Below are 16,869 nucleotides of genomic sequence, written 5' to 3' on the forward strand. Positions count from 1 at the left end.
GCGATGGATCCACGGCTAGAAGGCGAGTTCATCGCGGTCGTCAACGCGGGGTCGTCCAGCATCAAGCTGTCGATGTTCTCGTTGCACGAGGACCGGCAACGCGGCCCGCTGCGGCTGGAGCTGCGCGCGCAGGTCGAGGGCCTGGGCACGGCGCCGCACTTCGAGGCGAAACACGCCGACGGCACGACGGCCGGCGCGCGCGACTGGCCGGTCGACGTCGGCCTGAGCCATGACGGCGCGCTCGATCACCTGGTCGAGTTCGTCACCCATGAATTCCCCGGCATCCGGATGCTCGGCATCGGCCATCGGGTCGTGCACGGCGGGACCGACTTCGCCGAGCCCGTCGTCGTCACGCCGGACGTGCTGGCACGGCTGGAGACGCTGGTGCCGCTGGCGCCGCTGCATCAGCCGCACAACCTGGGGCCGATCCGGCGCGCCTTCGCGGCGCTGCCGCAACTGCCGCAGGTCGCCTGCTTCGACACCGCCTTCCATCGCGGCCAGTCGGACGTGGCCGACGCCTTCGCGCTGCCCTACGCGCTCTTCGAGGCCGGCGTGCGGCGCTACGGCTTCCACGGCCTGAGCTACGAGTACATCGCGTCGCGCCTGCCGGCGTTGTCGCCGCGGCTGGCCGACGGCCGCGTCGTCGTGCTGCACCTGGGCAACGGCGCCAGCGCCTGCGCGCTGCACCGCGGTCGCAGCATCGCCAGCAGCATGGGTTTCACCGCCGTCGACGGCCTGCCGATGGGTACGCGCAGCGGCGCCGTCGACCCCGGCGTGCTGCTCTTCCTGATGGACGAGCGCCGGATGGATGCCCGCGAGCTCGAAACGCTGCTCTACAAGCAGTCCGGCCTGCTGGGCCTGTCCGGCATCTCCAGCGACATGCGCCAGCTGCTGGCCAGCGACACGCAGCGGGCGCGTTTCGCGATCGACGTCTTCGTGCACCGCATCGCGCGCGAGATCGGCGCGCTGGCGGCCGAGATGGGCGGCCTGGACGGGGTGGTCTTCACCGCGGGTATCGGCGAACATGCGACGGAGATCCGCCGTCGCGTGATGTCGCGCTGCCTGTGGCTGGGCCTGTCGGCGCACGAGTCCGTCAACCGCGACGGCCCCGCCGAGCGACGCATCAGCACCGTCGACAGCCGCTGCGAGGCCTGGGTCATTCCGACCGACGAGGAGCTCATGATGGCTCGCCACACCTTCCGGCTCCTGGCCGGCTGAGCGCGCGTGTAGGGACGCGCATACCCGCGAGGGCCCGGCGCGCGACGTGGCGCCGCTTGGCGCGCGGACGGATGGAACATCGAAAGGACATCGCCATGAGGACCCCCAAGCAACGCCACAGCCTCGAGGAGTGGGAGAAGACCGTCGAGAGCGTGGACCTGGAGATCGCGCAACTGGCGATCATGTGCCACGTCCGGCTGCTCGATCCCGGCGTGATCCAGCGCGTGCTGGACAAGGACCTGCGTGTCTGCGGCGACGGCCATGAAGCCGGCTTCGAGAAACTGCGCGGTCTGCTCTACCTGCACTACGAGATCCAGGCCCAGCTGGCCGAGGAGCTCGGCCCGGCCGACGCCGCCGAGGTGATCCAGCGCGTGCGCCATCACCTGCTGGCGCGCATCGGCACGCAGCTCGGCACGCTGGGCACGCTGGACGGCGCCGCCCCCGCCTGAGGCGATCGAATCCCCCCAATAACCCCACGCCGCTTGGGCGTTGCGCGTGCCGGCGCTACAGTCGGCCGCACCGCCTTCGCAAGGTCGCGGCCTCGCCCCGCGGCATCCCCATGCGCATCGCCATCCTCTCCTTCGACGGCTTCAACGAGCTGGACAGCTTCGTCCCGCTGGGCCTGCTGAACCGGCTCAAGCCGCGAGGCTGGTCCGCCGAGTTGTGCGGGCCGGGGCCCCTGGTGACCTCGATGAACGGCGTGACCGTGCAACTGCAGCGGCCGCTGGAATGGGCCAACGAGGCCGACGCGGTATGGTTCGGCTCCGGTCTCTACACCCGGGCGATGGCGGAGAACTCCGCGCTGCTGGACCGGTTGCAGCTCGATCCGACGCGGCAGCTGATCGCGTCGCAGTGCTCGGGCGCGCTGCTGGTGGCGCGGCTGGGCCTGCTCGGCGACGCGCCGGCCTGCACCGATCAAACGACGCGGCCATGGCTGGTCGAGGCCGGCGTGCGCGTGCTCGACGAGCCCTTCCACGCCCGCGGCCCGGTGGCGACCTCGGGCGGCTGCCTGGCCTCGCAGTACCTGTCCGCGTGGCTGATGTGGAGCAAGGCCGGCGAGGCCGCCGCGCGCGACGCGCTGACGTACGCCGCGCCGGTCGGCGAGAAGACGGCCTACGTGGACCGCCTGCTGGCGCGCGTGCGGCCCTTCATGCCGGACGCGTTGAACGATCGATAGCGGGGCTTCGCCGATAATCGCCGGTTCGCCGTCACCGGCCCCCGATTCCCCCTTCACGTCCAGCGCGCGCGGCCTCCAGGCCTGGCGCGCGGCCTCCTCCGCGCCATGTCCACCGACCAGCCCAGCCGCATCCAGTCCGAAGTGCGCCGTCGCCGCACCTTCGCCATCATTTCCCACCCGGACGCGGGCAAGACTACGCTGACGGAAAAGCTGCTGCTGTTTTCCGGCGCGATCCAGATCGCCGGCTCGGTGAAGGCGCGCAAGGCCTCGCGGCACGCGACCTCCGACTGGATGGAGATCGAGAAGCAGCGCGGCATCTCGGTGGCGTCGTCGGTGATGCAGATGGAGTACCGGGACTGCGTCATCAACCTGCTGGACACCCCGGGCCACCAGGACTTCTCGGAAGACACCTACCGCGTGCTGACCGCCGTGGACGCGGCGCTGATGGTCATCGACGCGGCCAACGGCGTCGAGCCGCAGACGCGCCGCCTGCTGCAGGTCTGCCGCGCGCGCAACACGCCGATCCTGACCTTCGTCAACAAGCTCGACCGCGAGGTGCAGGAGCCGCTGGCGCTGATGGACGAAATCGAGCGCGAGCTGGGCATGACGGTGGTGCCCTTCACCTGGCCGGTGGGCATGGGCAAGCACTTCCACGGCGTGATGGACCTGCGCCAGCAGCGCATGCGCGTGTTCTCGCCCGGCGAGGACCGCGCCGCCGGCACCGAGGAAGTGCTCGACGGGCTGGATAACCCGGCCTACGCTGAGCGCTTCGGCATGCAGTACGAGAACGCGCAGGGCGAGATCGAGCTGGTCAACGAGGCCGCGCCCGCCTTCGACGAGGCGGCTTTCCTGAGCGGACGTCAGACGCCGATGTTCTTCGGCTCCGCCGTCAACAACTTCGGCGTGCAGGAAGTGCTGGACGCGCTGGTGGAGCTGGCGCCCGCGCCCGCCGAACGCGCCGCGATGCAGCGCGTCGTGCAGCCGGAAGAGCCCAAGTTCACCGGCGTGGTTTTCAAGATCCAGGCCAACATGGACCCGGCGCACCGCGACCGCATCGCCTTCCTGCGCGTGGCCTCCGGCCACTTCGAGCGCGGCATGCGGCTGAAGGTGGTGCGCTCCGGCAAGGAGCTGCGCCCCAACACCGTGGTCAGCTTCCTGAGCCAGCGCCGCGAGTTGTTGGACGAGGCCTTCGCCGGCGACATCATCGGCATCCCCAATCACGGCGTGCTGCAGCTGGGCGACACCATCACCGAGGGCGAGGCGCTGCAGTACACCGGCCTGCCGTTCTTCGCGCCGGAAATGTTCCGCTCGGTCGAGGTCGCGGATCCGCTCAAGACCAAGCAGTTGCGCGAGGGCCTGCGCCAGCTCGGCGAGGAAGGCGCGATCCAGGTCTTCCGGCCCGAGGCCGGCAGCGTGCTGCTGCTGGGCGCCGTCGGCCAGCTGCAGTTCGAGGTCGTCGCGCACCGGCTGGAGCACGAGTACGGCGTCAAGGCCCGCATCACCGCGGCGCGCTACAACGTCGCGCGCTGGGTGACCTGCGACGAGGCCGACGGCGGCGAGAAGGAGCTGCGTCGCTTCATCGACCACAACGCGCACCGCGTCGCCTGGGACGCGGTCAACGCGCCGACGGTACTGCTGGAGTACGCCGGCGAACTGCGCGCGATGCAGGAGAACTGGCCCAAGATCAAGTTCCATGCGCTGCGCGAGCATGCGGGCCTGGTGTTCCAGAAGCAGATGGACGCCTGATCGCCGGGTGCTCCCGCGGTCCAGCGGTCCAAGCGGTTCAACAGGCCGATCGGCGATCCGGCACGTGGCAGGCCGGTGATCGAATCACCGGCTGATCACCGGCCGGAGCGACGCCGGATCAGCGGATCCGGCCGTGGATCAGAAGCGGAACTCGGCGCCCACCGACCACAGTCCCGTGTTGATGCCGGCGTACCGTTCGTAGCCGCCGGTCAGCGAGACGCTGCGGCTCAGGTGCCAGGCCAGGCCGGCGCCGGCCGAGACCGTCGTCTTGTTGCGCCCGTCGTCGCGGAAGCCGCTGCCCGCGACCTTCATGCGTGTGTTGCCCACACCCAGGCGGCCGGTGGCGCTCCAGGATCCGCTCAGCGGCAGGTTGGCGGTGGCGGCAAGGCCGACGTGGGTCTCGGGATAGGAATAATTCTGCGACGACCAACCCGGGAACAGCTCGAAGCTCAGCGTGCGGTAGTAGACCTCGACGCCCACCGTCGAGTTGAAGCGGTAACCCACGCTGGATCCGAACGACGGGGTGCCGCGGGTCCGGTAGGTCTCGTTGGACCCGCTCGCCCGGGCGAAGCTCACCGTGGCGTACATGCCTTCATCGGGCACCGACGGCGCCGCATGGGCCGCGCCCGCTCCCACGATCGCCGCGGCGATCAACAGCCATTGCTTCATGTTGTCCTCTCCCTGCGCCGCTGCCTGGCGGCCTGTTGCCTCGTGGTGCTCCGATCGGAGCGGGCCGCAGGATATCAATGCCGACGCGCACCGGCGCCGGGGTTTTCGTCGCTTCCCCCATCGGGGGGTGGGCGCCCTGTCAAGACCTGCCCCCACGCCGCGGACCGACGCGCGCCACGGCTTCGGCACTCGTGACATGCTTGGCGCCACGCGGCCGACATCGTTGTCGGTCGACCCTCCCGGCTCTCTACACTGCGTCGTATGCCGTACGTGACCAGCCCGCCACCGGAGCTCCGCCGTGGCTGCCGCCTTCTGTTGGCGGCAGCCTTGCTGGTGGGCGCGCCGGGCCTGGCCCGCGCACAGCCCGGGCCGTCGGTGCCGCATGGCTCCGCGGCGCTGCACGCGTTCACGGAGAACCTGCCGCCGCTCAACTACATGGAGGGGGGCGAGGCACAAGGCTTCAGCACCGAGCTGCTGCGCCTGATGGCGGCCGAGGCGGGCCTGACGCTGCGCATCGACGTGCTGCCGTGGCAGCGCTCGGTGCAAGAGGCCGCGCGGCAGCGGCACAGCGTGCTGTATTCGCTGACGCGCACGCCGGAGCGCGAGACCCAATACCGCTGGGTCGGCCCCATCAGCCCGCGCCGCATCCTCATCTATCGCCTCAGCCAGCGCACCGAGGCGCAGCCGCGCAGCCTGCAGCAGCTCGACGGCCTGCGGATCGGCGTCGCGCGCGATTCCGCCTCGGCCGCGTACCTGCTGGCGGCCGGGCTGCGGCCGGAGGTGGATCTGGAATTCGGCCTGGACGACGCCACCAACCTGCGCAAGCTGCTGGCCGGCCGCATGGACCTGATCGTCATGCTCGACTGGGCGGCGGCCTGGCATCTGCGGCAGCTGAAGCTGCCGTACACGACGCTGACGCCGGTGCTGCCAATGGACGTGGACAAGTCCTACTGGTTCGGCCTGCCGCCCGACGCCGATCCGGCGGTGGCGCGCAAGCTGCAGGACGCGCTGGACCGCCTCAAGCGCGACGGTCGCTACGACCGGCTGCGGCAGCGGTACTTCAGCTGAAGGCGCGGCGCGCGTCCGCACCAGCGCCCGTCGACTCACCAACCGGCAGGCAGCCCAGCGACTCCAGCGTGCGTTCGACGGCGGCATCCAGCGGCGTGTGCGGCACGCCGCCATCGCGGACCAGCTCGGCGGCCAGCCGCGCGCCATCCATGCGCAGCGGCTTGCGCCACAGGTAGCGCATCTCCGCCAGCTCCCGGAACAGCGGCACCACCGGCGCGCCCAGCCGCACCGCCCACCAGGGGAAACGACCGATGCGCGGTGCGACGCCGGAGCGCGCGCGGACCACGCGCCGGATCGCCTCGGCCATCTGGCGGCCGTCGGCATCCCAATGGCCGGCGAAGTGGAAACGCGCGAAGGCCGGCAGGCGCTCGCGGCGCTCGATCAGCGCGGCCATCGCCGCGGCGACATCCGGCAGGTAGGCCCATTGATGGCCGACGCCGTCCCGGCCCGGCTGCTGGATCCGCGTGACCGGCTTGCCGGGCGTCACCAGCCCTTGCGAGAACCAGTTGTTGGCCGCGTCCGGTCCGAAGAAGTCGCCGGCGCGGAGCACGATCGCGCGGAACTCGCCGCGCTCGGCGCCCTGGCGCAGGCGGCGTTCCATCTCGACGCGGATCGCGCCCTTGCGCGTCACGGGGCGCTGCGGCGCGTCCTCGCCGGGATGCGGCAGCGCGTCGGGACCGTAGTTGTAGACGGTGCCCGGCAGCACGACGGTGGCGCCACGCGCCCGGGCCGCGGCGAGGGTGTTGTCCAGCATCGGCAGCACCCACTCGCTCCAGCGCCGATACCCCGGCGGATTGACCGCGTGCACGATCACCTCGCAGCCCTGCGCGGCGCGCTGCACGTCCATCGCGTCGAGCGCGTCGCCGCGCAACCAGAGCAGGCCGTCGCGCTGCTCGGACTCACTCGCCAGGCCGCGCTTGAGCGCCCGCACCGTCCATCCCGCGTCGCGCAGCCGCCGCGCCATTGCACCGCCGATGCCACCGCTCGCGCCCAGCACCAGCGCGATCCGACGCGCCGACGCCGTCATCGCGCCCAGCAGGCCCACCGCATCCATCGAAGTCATCGCATCCATCGCCAGCTCCTGTTCGTTGAAGGAATGGCGTCATTCTGAGAACTGCGGGCCTCATTGAAAATTGGCGACTATCGACCTTCGGCTATACATTTTCGTATGACTTCGACGATCGCATGGGAGTGGTACCGGTCCTTTCTGGGCGTGCTGCGGGAGGGCTCGTTGTCCGGCGCCGCGCGAGCGCTGGACCTGACGCAGCCGACGGTGGGCCGGCATGTGGCCGCGCTGGAGGCGCAGGTGGGTCAATCGCTGTTCGTGCGCACGCCCTCGGGGCTGTCGCCGACGGAGGCGGCGCAGGCGCTGCGCCCCTATGCGGAGGCGATGGACAGCACCGCCGCCGCGCTGGAGCGCACGGCGCGCAGCCATGGCGACGGCGTCCGCGGCGTGGTACGTGTCACCGCCAGCGAGGTGGTCGGGGTGGAGGTCCTGCCGCCGGTGCTGGCCGAATTGCGCGAGCGGCATCCGGCGCTGATCGTGGAGCTGGTGCTGAGCAACCGCGTGCAGGACCTGCTGCGCCGCGAGGCCGACATCGCGATCCGGATGACGTCGCCAAAGCAGGAGCAACTGATCGCGCGGCGCGTCGGCGTGGTCGAGGTCGCCGCTCACGCGCATGAGCGCTATCTGGCGGCGCATGGCATGCCGCGCTCGATGAAGACGCTGATCGCGGACGGCCACACGCTGATCGGATACGACCAGCCGGCGCCCTACATCCGCGAGCTCGCGCGGCGCTACCCGGTCATGGCGCGGGAGCGTTTCGCGCTGCGCTCCGACAGCGACCTGGCCCAGCTGGCGCTGATCCGCGCGGGCGCCGGGATCGGCCTGTGCCAGGTGGCGTTGGCCCGGCGCGATCCGGCGCTGCGGCGCGTGCTGGAGGACGAGCTCAGCATCCCGCTCGAAACCTGGGTCACGATGCACGAGGATCTGCGGGACAGCCCGCGATGCCGGGTGGTGTTCGAGGCGCTGATTTGCGGTCTCGGGCAACACATCGGACTCGGATAGAGGCCTCTCTTCGAGCATGCACGGGTCTCCGCCATCGACGACATTCAGGGGGTACTGGCACGCCGTCCTCAGCAGTTCCAGGTCGTTGGTCATTGCATTCGGCAGGGCTAAGCTCCACGCCCATGGCCTACGACATCGTCTCGATTCCCGAGGACGCCCGAGAAGACACCGAACCACTCGGCAGCAAGCCCAAGTTCTGGGTGACGCTCGGCGGGGAGCGCTGGCTGTTCAAGGAGGCGCGTGAGAACACGGGTGAGGATTGGTCGGAGAAGGTGGCCGCCGAACTCGCTCACGCCCTCGGCATTCCCGCCGCCAGAGTAGAGCTGGCGGACTACTGCGGGCGCCGTGGCTGCATCTCGCGCAGCTTCATGAATCCCGACGCGGGCGAAGAACTGGTGCACGGCAACGAAGTCCTCGCCTTCCATGTCACGGGCTATGACCGCACGAAGACATTCAATCAAGCGGATCACACATTGGACAACGTCGTCTCGGCGATGCATGCGCTGTTCCGCGAAACCCGCTTGGTGGGTCCCATGCTGACGACCCTCGCCGGCTATCTGGTGCTCGATGCGTTGATCGGCAACACCGATCGACATCACGAGAACTGGGGCTTGCTGATCCGCGCCGACCGGGCGGCAAACCGCTTTGCGGTGGGTGTCGCGCCAAGCTACGACCATGCCTCCTCGCTGGGTCGAGAACTGCTGGATCCCAGGCGGGCGGATCTGCTGCGGAACGCTCAGATCTCGCGCTACATCGAAAAGGGCAAGGGCGGCATCTTCCACGTGTCCTCCGACGTCCGAGGCGCCAATCCCCTCCGCCTGGTGGAGACGGCAGCCGTCGCATATCCTCACTACTTTCGTTCGGCGCTCATGTCTGTCACCGGACTGAGCGAGGAAACGATCAGCGGCATCGTGCATGCCCTGCCTGAAGCGCGCGCGACGACCATGGCAAAACGCTTCGCGCTCGCCATGATCCTCCGCGCCCAACAATCCATGAACGAGATCCCCCGATGAACACGCTCTTCCTCGCATGGCAGACACCACGCCCAACCCGGGCATGGTTCCCCATCGGCCGCCTCGACGCGGAAGACCACCATTTCGTCTTTCGCTATACGGGAGGGGCGATCAAGGCTCAAGAGGAAGCGGGGTTCAGCGCGCTCATTGCATTCCCAGACCTGAATCGCCGCTACGAGGCCGACGAGCTATTCCCCCTCTTCAAGAATCGAATCCTCGACCCCAATCGCAAGGACTTCGCCGAGTACCTGGGGTGGCTCGACATGGATCCGCTAAGAGCCGATCCGGTCGAGATCCTGGGTCTCACCGGCGGGGAACGGGAGACGGACAGCCTCGAAGTCTTTCCCAAGCTCGAGAAACGGGCTGACGGATCGATCTGCAGCCGATTCTTTCTGCATGGCTTGCGCCACGTATCGTCGGAGGCACAGATCCGCGCCAAACGACTGATGCCAGGCGAGAAGCTGCAGGTGGCGATCGAAGTCAACAACCCAGCGACCGGTTTCGCGATCCAACTGCAAACATCCGATGGGCATTTGATTGGCTGGGCGCCTCGCTACCTCATTGAAGACTTGCGTCAGGGTTTGATCGAACCTTCGGCAATCACCGCCGAGGTACGCAGGATCAATGAACTCGGCGCCCCCTTCGCTCGCCGCGTGCTGATCGAACTACGCTGCGGCCTACCGGCGTCCTTTCAACCGATGACGTCAAGCGACTACACCGTGCTCACGCCGTAGTCGGTCGAGGCCTGGTGCTTGAAGCGACGATTGGAGGCGGGGCGTTCAACGCCCCGCCCTGCCGGTCAGGGCTTGATGCTGTAGTTCACCGGCACCCAGCGATAGCCCTTGCCGTCCTGCGCCACGTGGCCGATGCCCGGGAAGGACACATGCGCGATGGCGACCCAGTAGCCGTTCTTCGCGGCGTCCGCGTAGGCCTGGCGACGCTGCGGCATCGCGGCCTTCGAGTCCGAGTCGAAGTTGATCGTCACCGTCGGGTCCGGGAACTGCACCGCCGCGACGTGCATCAGGTCGCCCCACACCGCCAGCTTCTGGCCCTGGCTCTCGACCAGGTAGACCGTGTGGCCCGGCGTGTGGCCGTAGGCCGCATGGGTGCGGATGCCGGGGACCAGCTCGGTCTCGCCGCTGAACGGCTTCAGGCGGCCGGCGTCCTTGTAGGGCTTCAGCGATGCGATCGCCGCGCCGAAGAAGTCCTTGTGGCCCGGCGCTTCCTTGACCGCGTTGTCGGCGTTGAGCCAGAAATCGGCGTCACGCTGGTCCAGCCGCACCACCGCGTTCGGAAACACCGCCTGGCCGTCCTTCGTCAGGCCCGCGACGTGGTCGGGATGCAGGTGGGTGATGTAGACCTCGTCGACCTGCTCGGGCTGGTAGCCCGCGGCTTTCAGGTTGGCCAGCAGCTTGCCGGTGGTGGGACCGAAGGCGCCGTTGGCCCCCGTGTCGATCAGCACCAGCTTGGTGCCGGTGTTGATGAGGTAGGCGTTGATCGAGGTCTCGACCGGCGGCTTCAGATACGACTTCTGCAGCGCCTTCACCACCGTGCCCGGCTTGGCCTTGTCCATCAGCTGATCGACGGGCAGGTCGATGGTGCCGTCGCTGAGCGCGGTGATTTCGAAGTCCCCCAGCATCATCCGGTAGTAGCCCGGCGCCTGCGTCTTCACCTGCGGCGCGGCCGCGTGCGCGCCGACGGCGCCCAGAGAAAGCGCGATTCCGGCGGCGGTGGCGAGGGCGGCAAGGCGTCCACGGAATTGTCCGCGGATAGGTGCGTGGTCACGGGTCATGGCGAGCTCCTGTTGCATGGGAAGACCGGCCCCTGGACCGGCAGCCGCGCAGCATAGCCACCAGCGCGCGGACGTGCCCTTCCCGAATGGCAGAAGCACCGTTCTCCCACAGGAGATTCCGGTGACACACGACGGTCGGAACAGGGTCTGTGGCAAGCGCTTTCGACGGTGCTGTCAGTCTCATGCAAGACGGTTGCGGCGTAGTTGATGCAGGCTGTCAGCCCCCCTCGAAATCACCAAGGGTTAGCCCTTGCGCAATGCTGCGTAAAGGGTTTTACGCTGTGTGGGGCGGCGCTGATCGCCCTAAATTCCCCCCTCCACTACCGAGGCTCCGACAACGGCGCCCACATTGCGCCGATGAGCAACCTCATCCTGGAGACACGCAAGCTGACGAAGGAGTTCAAGGGCTTCACCGCCGTGGACGCCGTCGACCTGCAGGTGCAGCGCGGACACATCCACGCGTTGATCGGCCCCAATGGCGCCGGCAAGACCACCTGCTTCAACCTGCTGACGAAGTTCCTCACGCCGACGCGTGGACAGATCCTCTTCAACGGCATCGACATCACCGGCGAGAAACCCGCGCAGATCGCGCGCCGCGGCGTGATCCGCTCGTTCCAGATCTCGGCGGTGTTCCCGCACCTGACGGTGCTGGAGAACGTCCGCATCGGCCTGCAACGCTTCACCGGCACCAGCTATCACTTCTGGAAGGGCCTGGGCGGCCTGCACCGGCTCGACGGCCGCGCGCTGGAGCTGCTGGAGCTGGTCGACCTGCGCGACATGGCCGACGCCCGCGCCGCCGACCTGCCCTACGGCCGCAAGCGCGCGCTGGAGATCGCCACCACGATGGCCATGGAGCCGGAGCTGATGCTGCTGGACGAGCCGACGCAAGGCATGGGCCACGAGGACGTGGACCGCGTCACCGCGCTGATCAAGCGTGTCGCCCAGGGCCGCACGGTGCTGATGGTGGAACACAACATGAAGGTCATCAGCAGCATCGCCGACCGCATCACCGTGCTCGCGCGCGGCGCGGTGCTGGCCGAGGGCGACTACGCGACCGTGTCGCGCCACCCCCGCGTGCTGGAGGCCTACATGGGCAGCGAAGCCGCGGAACTGCAGGGGGCGCACTGATGGCCGGCTACGCGCTAGAGATCAAGGGACTGCAAGCCTGGTACGGCGAGAGCCACATCCTGCACGGCATCGACCTGGCCGTGCCGCAGGGTCAGGTGTTGACCCTGCTGGGCCGCAACGGCGCCGGCCGCACCACGACGCTGCGCGCGATCATGGGCCTGACGGACCGCCGCAGCGGGTCGATCAAGGTGCACGGGCAGGAGTCGGTCCGCCTGCCCACGCATCGCATCGCGCGGCTCGGGCTGGGCTACTGCCCGGAGGAGCGCGGCATCTTCGCCTCCCTGAGCACCGAGGAGAACCTGCGCCTGCCGCCCGCGCTCAAGGGCGGCCGCGGCAAGGTCATGTCCGAGGACGAGATCTACGCGATGTTCCCCAACCTCTCGGAGCGCCGCCACAGCCCGGGCACGCGGCTCTCGGGCGGCGAGCAGCAGATGCTGGCGGTGGCCCGCATCCTGCGCACCGGCGCCGACATCCTGCTGCTGGACGAGATCTCCGAGGGCCTGGCGCCCGTCATCGTCCAGGCCCTGGCCCGCATGATCACCGCGCTGAAGGCGCAAGGCTTCACCATCGTGATGGTGGAGCAGAACTTCCGATTCGCCGCGCCGCTGGCGGACCACTTCGTCGTCATGGAGCACGGCCAGGTGGTCGAGTCCTTCACGGCCGCGCAGCTGGACGGCAAGCGCGCGCTGCTCGACGAGCTCTTGAGCGTTTGAGTCTGAAACCCCCGGCCTGCATGGGCCCCCGAGAGGCCGGTGAGGCCCGTCATAAAAGGAGACAAGCGATGAAGACGTCCTTCGAGAAAATTGCCCTGGCCTCGGTGCTGGCCTGCGGCGGCCTGGCCGCGCAGGCGCAGGTGAGCGGCGACGTGATCAAGATCGGGATCATCACCGACATGTCCAGCGTCTACGCCGACATCGACGGCGCCGGCGGCGTGGAGGCCATCAAGATGGCCATCGCCGACATGAAGGGCCAGGCGGCGGGCAAGAAGATCGAGCTGGTCTTCGCCGACCACCAGAACAAGGCCGACGTGGCCGCGTCCAAGGCGCGCGAGTGGTTCGACACGCAAGGGCTGGACCTGCTGATCGGCGGCACCAACTCCGGCACCAGCCTGGCGATGGCCAAGGTGGCGGCGGAGAAGAAGAAGCCCTTCATCTCCATCGGCGCCGGCACCTCGCGCCTGACCAACGAGGACTGCACGCCCTACACCATCCACTACGCCTACGACACGGTGGCCCTGGCCAACGGCACCGGCGCGGCGGTGACCAAGGCGGGCGGCAAGACCTGGTTCTTCCTGACCGCGGACTACGCCTTCGGCACCTCGCTGCAGGCCGACACGTCGGCGGTGGTGACCAAGGCGGGCGGGCAGGTGCTGGGCTCGGTCAAGCATCCGCTGAACGCGAGCGATTTCTCCTCCTTCCTGCTGCAGGCGCAGAGCTCCAAGGCGCAGATCCTGGGCCTGGCCAACGCCGGCGGCGACACCATCAACGCGGTCAAGGCGGCCAACGAGTTCGGCATCACCAAGACGATGAAGCTGGCCGGCCTGCTGATGTTCATCAACGACGTGCATTCGCTGGGTCTCAAGACCACCGAGGGCATGTACCTGACCGACAGCTGGTACTGGAACCAGAGCCCCGAGGCGCGCGCCTGGAGCCGCCGCTTCTTCGAGAAGATGAAGCGCATGCCGTCGTCGCTGCAGGCGGCGGACTATTCGGCGGTGACGCATTACCTGAAGGCGGTCGAGGCGATCAAGAGCGACGACGGCGACAAGGTGATGGCGCAGATGAAGGCCACGCCGGTCAACGACTTCTACACCAAGGCCACGATCCGCAAGGAAGACGGCCGCGCGGTGCACGACATGTTCCTGCTGCAGGTCAAGTCGCAGAAGGAGTCCACCGAGCCGTGGGACTACTTCAAGGTCGTGACCCGCATCCCCGGCGAGGAGGCGTTCACGAAGCTGGCCGACTCCAAGTGCCCCCTGGTGAAGAAGTGACCTGACGCGGTCCGGGCCGGCGTCCTAGCGCCGGCCCCGGACCGCCGATGGTCGGTCGCGGATCTCGCGACCTTTCGCGCCGACTCCCTGGCCGCCGCGCCCAGACCCGAGCCAAGACTCATGAGCGATTTCTTTGGAGTGCCCCTTCCAGCCCTGCTGGGCCAGCTGCTGCTGGGCCTGGTGAACGGCTCGTTCTACGCGATGCTGTCGCTGGGGCTGGCCGTCATCTTCGGCATGCTCAACATCATCAACTTCGCGCACGGCGCGCTGTACATGATGGGCGCGTTCCTGGCGTGGATGGGGCTGGAGTACCTGGGCATCAACTACTGGGCGATGCTGCTGCTGGCGCCGCTGATCGTGGGCGCCTTCGGCCTGCTGATCGAGCGGCTGCTGCTGCAGTGGCTCTACAAGCTGGACCACCTCTACGGGCTGCTGCTGACCTTCGGCATCACGCTGGTGATCGAGGGCGTGTTCCGCTCCTTCTACGGCGTCGGCGGCCAGCCCTACCAGGTGCCGGACGCGCTGTCGGGCGCGACGAACCTGGGCTTCATGATCCTGCCCAACTACCGCGCGTGGGTGGTGGTGGCGTCGCTGGTGGTGTGCCTGGGCGTGTGGGTGGTGATCGAGAAAACCTCGCTGGGCGCGACGCTGCGCGCCGGCACCGAGAACCCGCGGCTGGTGCAGGCCTTCGGCGTGAACGTGCCACGGCTGGTGTCGCTGACCTACGCCGGCGGCGTGGCGCTGGCGGCCTTCGCAGGCGTGCTGGCGGCGCCGATCCTTCAGGTGAATTCGCTGATGGGCTCCAACCTGATCATCACCGTCTTCGCGGTGGTGGTGATCGGCGGCATGGGCTCCATCCTGGGCTCGATCCTGACCGGCCTGGGGCTGGGTCTGGTGGAGGGCCTGACCAAGGTCTTCTATCCCGAGGCCTCCAACACCGTGGTGTTCGTCATCATGGCCCTGGTGCTGCTGGTGCGTCCCGCCGGCCTGTTCGGCAAAGAGAAATGAACAAGAAACCGCTGGGCTACGCCGCCCTGTTCGTCGCCGTCGCGCTGCTGCCGCTGCTGGGCGTGTATCCGATCTTCGTGATGAAGGTGATGTGCTACGCGCTGTTCGCGTGCGCGTTCAACCTGCTGATCGGCTTCACCGGGCTGCTGAGCTTCGGCCATGCCGCCTTCCTCGGCGCGGCCGCCTACGGCGCGGGGCATGCGCTGAAGGTGTGGGGGTTCCCGCCGTTGCTGGGCATCGCCTTCGGCACGCTGATGGCGGCATTGGCGGGGTTGGCGTTCGGGCTGCTGGCGATCCGGCGCTCGGGCATCTACTTCGCGATGATCACGCTGGCGCTGGCGCAGATGCTGTTCTTCTACTTCCTGCAGGCGCCGTTCACCGGTGGCGAGGACGGCCTGCAGTCGGTGCCGCGCGGCTCGCTGCTGGGCATCGACCTGGAGAACGACACGGCGCTGTACTACCTGGTGCTGGCGATCTTCGTCTTCGGCTTCTGGCTGATCTACCGGACGGTGCATTCGCCGTTCGGCCAGGTGCTGACGTCGATCCGCGAGAACGAGGCGCGCGCCACCTCGCTGGGGTACGACGCCGCGCGCTTCAAGCTGCTGGCCTTCGTGCTGTCGGCGGCGCTGGCCGGCCTGGCGGGCGCGACCAAGACGCTGGTGCTGGGCTTCGCGACGCTGACCGACGCGATCTGGACCACGTCCGGCCTGGTGATCCTGATGACGCTGGTGGGCGGCATGGGCACGATGGTCGGCCCGATCGTCGGCGCGCTGGTCATCATCGCCCTGGAGAACAAGATCGGCGACCTCGGCCAGTGGCTGGCGGGCGTGACCGGCATCCAGTGGTTCACCGGCCTGGGCGAATCGGTCAGCCTGGTCACCGGCCTGATCTTCATCGTCTGCGTGCTGGCGTTCCGGCGTGGGCTGGTCGGCGAGGCGGGGGCGTTGTGGGAGCGGTTGAGGAAGCCGGCGAATGCTCGTTGAATCGAGTCTGAGCTTCTGACCGGCGCGAGCCGGCGGCGCGACAATCCCCGCCATGACCCCCGCCGCTCCCTCCCCCGCCGCGCCGTCCCGCCTGTCGCTGTACCTGAACCTGATCCGCTGGGACCGGCCGGCCGGCACCTACCTGTTGCTGTGGCCGACGCTGGCCGCGTTGTGGATGGCCGCCGACGGCTGGCCCGGATGGCATCTGGTGGTGGTCTTCACGCTCGGCACCTTCCTCATGCGCAGCGCCGGCTGCGCCGTCAACGACGTCGCCGACCGCGACTTCGACAAACACGTCAAGCGCACCGCCCAGCGCCCGGTCACCGCCGGCCTGGTCTCGGTCAAGGAGGCGCTCGTGCTCGGCGCCGCGCTGACCCTGGTCGCGTTCGCGCTGGTGCTCACCACCAACCCGCCGACCATCCTGCTGTCCTTCGCCGCGCTGGCCGTCACCATCCTCTATCCGTTCACCAAGCGCTGGATCTCGATGCCGCAGGCCGTGCTGGGTGTGGCGTTCTCCTTCGGCATCCCGATGGCGTTCGCCGCCGCGCTGGGCGGACGCGAATGGAGCCTGCAGGCCATCGCCGCCGCCGTGCCGATGGCCGCGTGGGGATTGCTGGTGGCCAACCTGTTCTGGGTGCTGGCCTACGACACCGAATACGCGATGGTCGACCGCGACGACGACATCCGCATCGGCATCAAGACCTCGGCGCTCACGCTCGGCCGCTTCGACGTCATCGGCGTGATGGCCTTCTACGTGATCTTCCTGGCGCTGTGGGCCGCGCTGGGGCTGCGGCTGGGCATGGGGCACTGGTTCCTGGCCGGCCTCGCGGTCGCCGCGGCGCAGGTCGTCTGGCACTACGCGCTGATCAAGGACCGCGGCCGCGACGGCTGCTTCAAGGCGTTCCGCGAGAACCACTGGGTGGGCTTCGCAGTGTTCATCGGCACCGTGGCCGACCTCGCGCTGCGCTGAGCGGCGCCGCGTGGCGCGCGCCGCCACGCACGGCCGCGC

Annotated in this window: 17 protein-coding genes; 14 read left to right on the plus strand and 3 right to left on the minus strand. The window is 68.7% G+C overall.

All coding sequences use genetic code 11. The features are described 5' to 3' along the window. Nucleotides 1-3 precede the first annotated feature (3 nt). The 4 genes from CDN99_RS22965 (at nucleotide 4) to CDN99_RS22980 (ending at nucleotide 4,141) form a co-directional block, all read left to right on the plus strand. Nucleotides 4-1,218 carry an acetate/propionate family kinase gene (locus CDN99_RS22965; RefSeq protein WP_088387214.1) on the plus strand — a complete coding sequence of 405 codons (1,215 nt, stop codon included), beginning with the start codon at nucleotides 4-6 and terminating at the stop codon, nucleotides 1,216-1,218. 95 nt (nucleotides 1,219-1,313) lie between these two features. After that, nucleotides 1,314-1,667 (plus strand): hypothetical protein, encoded by a 354-nt coding sequence (locus CDN99_RS22970; RefSeq protein WP_088387215.1) that lies wholly within the window; start codon nucleotides 1,314-1,316, stop codon nucleotides 1,665-1,667. Nucleotides 1,668-1,777: 110 nt separating this feature from the next. Beyond that, nucleotides 1,778-2,395 carry a type 1 glutamine amidotransferase family protein gene (locus tag CDN99_RS22975; protein WP_088387216.1) on the plus strand — a complete coding sequence of 206 codons (618 nt, stop codon included), beginning with the start codon at nucleotides 1,778-1,780 and terminating at the stop codon, nucleotides 2,393-2,395. Nucleotides 2,396-2,500: 105 nt separating this feature from the next. Further along, entirely contained in the window at nucleotides 2,501-4,141 is a 1,641-nt protein-coding gene (locus CDN99_RS22980) for a peptide chain release factor 3 (protein ID WP_088387217.1), read from the plus strand. 138 nt (nucleotides 4,142-4,279) lie between these two features. Here CDN99_RS22980 and CDN99_RS28760 read toward each other — a convergent pair whose 3' ends face one another. Continuing rightward, nucleotides 4,280-4,810 (minus strand): outer membrane beta-barrel protein, encoded by a 531-nt coding sequence (locus tag CDN99_RS28760; protein WP_158218930.1) that lies wholly within the window; start codon nucleotides 4,808-4,810, stop codon nucleotides 4,280-4,282. A 315-nt stretch (nucleotides 4,811-5,125) separates the two neighbouring features. Here CDN99_RS28760 and CDN99_RS22990 point away from each other — a divergent pair, with 315 nt between their 5' ends. Next, nucleotides 5,126-5,878, plus strand: a complete 753-nt coding sequence (locus CDN99_RS22990) for a substrate-binding periplasmic protein (RefSeq protein ID WP_158218931.1) — start codon at nucleotides 5,126-5,128, stop codon at nucleotides 5,876-5,878. Here the strand turns inward: CDN99_RS22990 and CDN99_RS22995 are convergent. Further along, nucleotides 5,871-6,941, minus strand: coding sequence for an NAD-dependent epimerase/dehydratase family protein (locus CDN99_RS22995; protein ID WP_375134460.1), 1,071 nt, complete (start codon nucleotides 6,939-6,941; stop codon nucleotides 5,871-5,873). The genes CDN99_RS22990 and CDN99_RS22995 overlap by 8 nt on opposite strands. A gap of 105 nt (nucleotides 6,942-7,046) precedes the next feature. Here CDN99_RS22995 and CDN99_RS23000 point away from each other — a divergent pair, with 105 nt between their 5' ends. From CDN99_RS23000 to CDN99_RS23010, 3 genes are all read left to right on the plus strand, one after another. After that, on the plus strand, nucleotides 7,047-7,946 hold the full coding sequence (locus CDN99_RS23000) for a LysR family transcriptional regulator (RefSeq protein ID WP_088387219.1): 900 nt from the start codon (nucleotides 7,047-7,049) through the stop codon (nucleotides 7,944-7,946). A gap of 122 nt (nucleotides 7,947-8,068) precedes the next feature. Continuing rightward, on the plus strand, nucleotides 8,069-8,959 hold the full coding sequence (locus tag CDN99_RS23005) for a HipA domain-containing protein (RefSeq protein ID WP_088387220.1): 891 nt from the start codon (nucleotides 8,069-8,071) through the stop codon (nucleotides 8,957-8,959). Then, entirely contained in the window at nucleotides 8,956-9,693 is a 738-nt protein-coding gene (locus CDN99_RS23010) for a DNA-binding protein (RefSeq protein ID WP_088387221.1), read from the plus strand. The genes CDN99_RS23005 and CDN99_RS23010 overlap by 4 nt, the downstream gene beginning before the upstream one ends. Nucleotides 9,694-9,758: 65 nt before the next feature. On the opposite strand, the gene CDN99_RS23015 is transcribed toward CDN99_RS23010, so the two are convergent. After that, on the minus strand, nucleotides 9,759-10,751 hold the full coding sequence (locus tag CDN99_RS23015; RefSeq protein ID WP_088387222.1) for an MBL fold metallo-hydrolase: 993 nt from the start codon (nucleotides 10,749-10,751) through the stop codon (nucleotides 9,759-9,761). 357 nt (nucleotides 10,752-11,108) lie between these two features. On the opposite strand from CDN99_RS23015, the gene CDN99_RS23020 reads away from it, so the two are divergent. From CDN99_RS23020 to ubiA, 6 genes are all read left to right on the plus strand, one after another. Beyond that, the gene (locus tag CDN99_RS23020) at nucleotides 11,109-11,879 is read left to right on the plus strand and encodes an ABC transporter ATP-binding protein (RefSeq protein ID WP_088387223.1); all 771 of its coding nucleotides are present in this window, start codon (nucleotides 11,109-11,111) and stop codon (nucleotides 11,877-11,879) included. After that, nucleotides 11,879-12,592, plus strand: coding sequence for an ABC transporter ATP-binding protein (locus CDN99_RS23025; protein WP_088387224.1), 714 nt, complete (start codon nucleotides 11,879-11,881; stop codon nucleotides 12,590-12,592). The genes CDN99_RS23020 and CDN99_RS23025 overlap by 1 nt, the downstream gene beginning before the upstream one ends. 68 nt (nucleotides 12,593-12,660) lie before the next feature. After that, on the plus strand, nucleotides 12,661-13,869 hold the full coding sequence (locus CDN99_RS23030) for an ABC transporter substrate-binding protein (protein WP_088387225.1): 1,209 nt from the start codon (nucleotides 12,661-12,663) through the stop codon (nucleotides 13,867-13,869). Between the two features lie 120 nt (nucleotides 13,870-13,989). Continuing rightward, nucleotides 13,990-14,877 carry a branched-chain amino acid ABC transporter permease gene (locus CDN99_RS23035; protein ID WP_088387226.1) on the plus strand — a complete coding sequence of 296 codons (888 nt, stop codon included), beginning with the start codon at nucleotides 13,990-13,992 and terminating at the stop codon, nucleotides 14,875-14,877. Then, a complete protein-coding gene (locus CDN99_RS23040) occupies nucleotides 14,874-15,860 on the plus strand; it encodes a branched-chain amino acid ABC transporter permease (protein WP_088387227.1) in 987 nt (328 codons plus the stop codon). The genes CDN99_RS23035 and CDN99_RS23040 overlap by 4 nt, the downstream gene beginning before the upstream one ends. Nucleotides 15,861-15,912: 52 nt before the next feature. After that, on the plus strand, nucleotides 15,913-16,830 hold the full coding sequence (gene ubiA, locus CDN99_RS23045) for a 4-hydroxybenzoate octaprenyltransferase (RefSeq protein WP_088387228.1): 918 nt from the start codon (nucleotides 15,913-15,915) through the stop codon (nucleotides 16,828-16,830). The last annotated feature ends 39 nt before the right edge of the window (nucleotides 16,831-16,869 follow it).

The organism is Roseateles aquatilis (assembly GCF_002205645.1).
Classification (GTDB): domain Bacteria; phylum Pseudomonadota; class Gammaproteobacteria; order Burkholderiales; family Burkholderiaceae_C; genus Roseateles; species Roseateles aquatilis.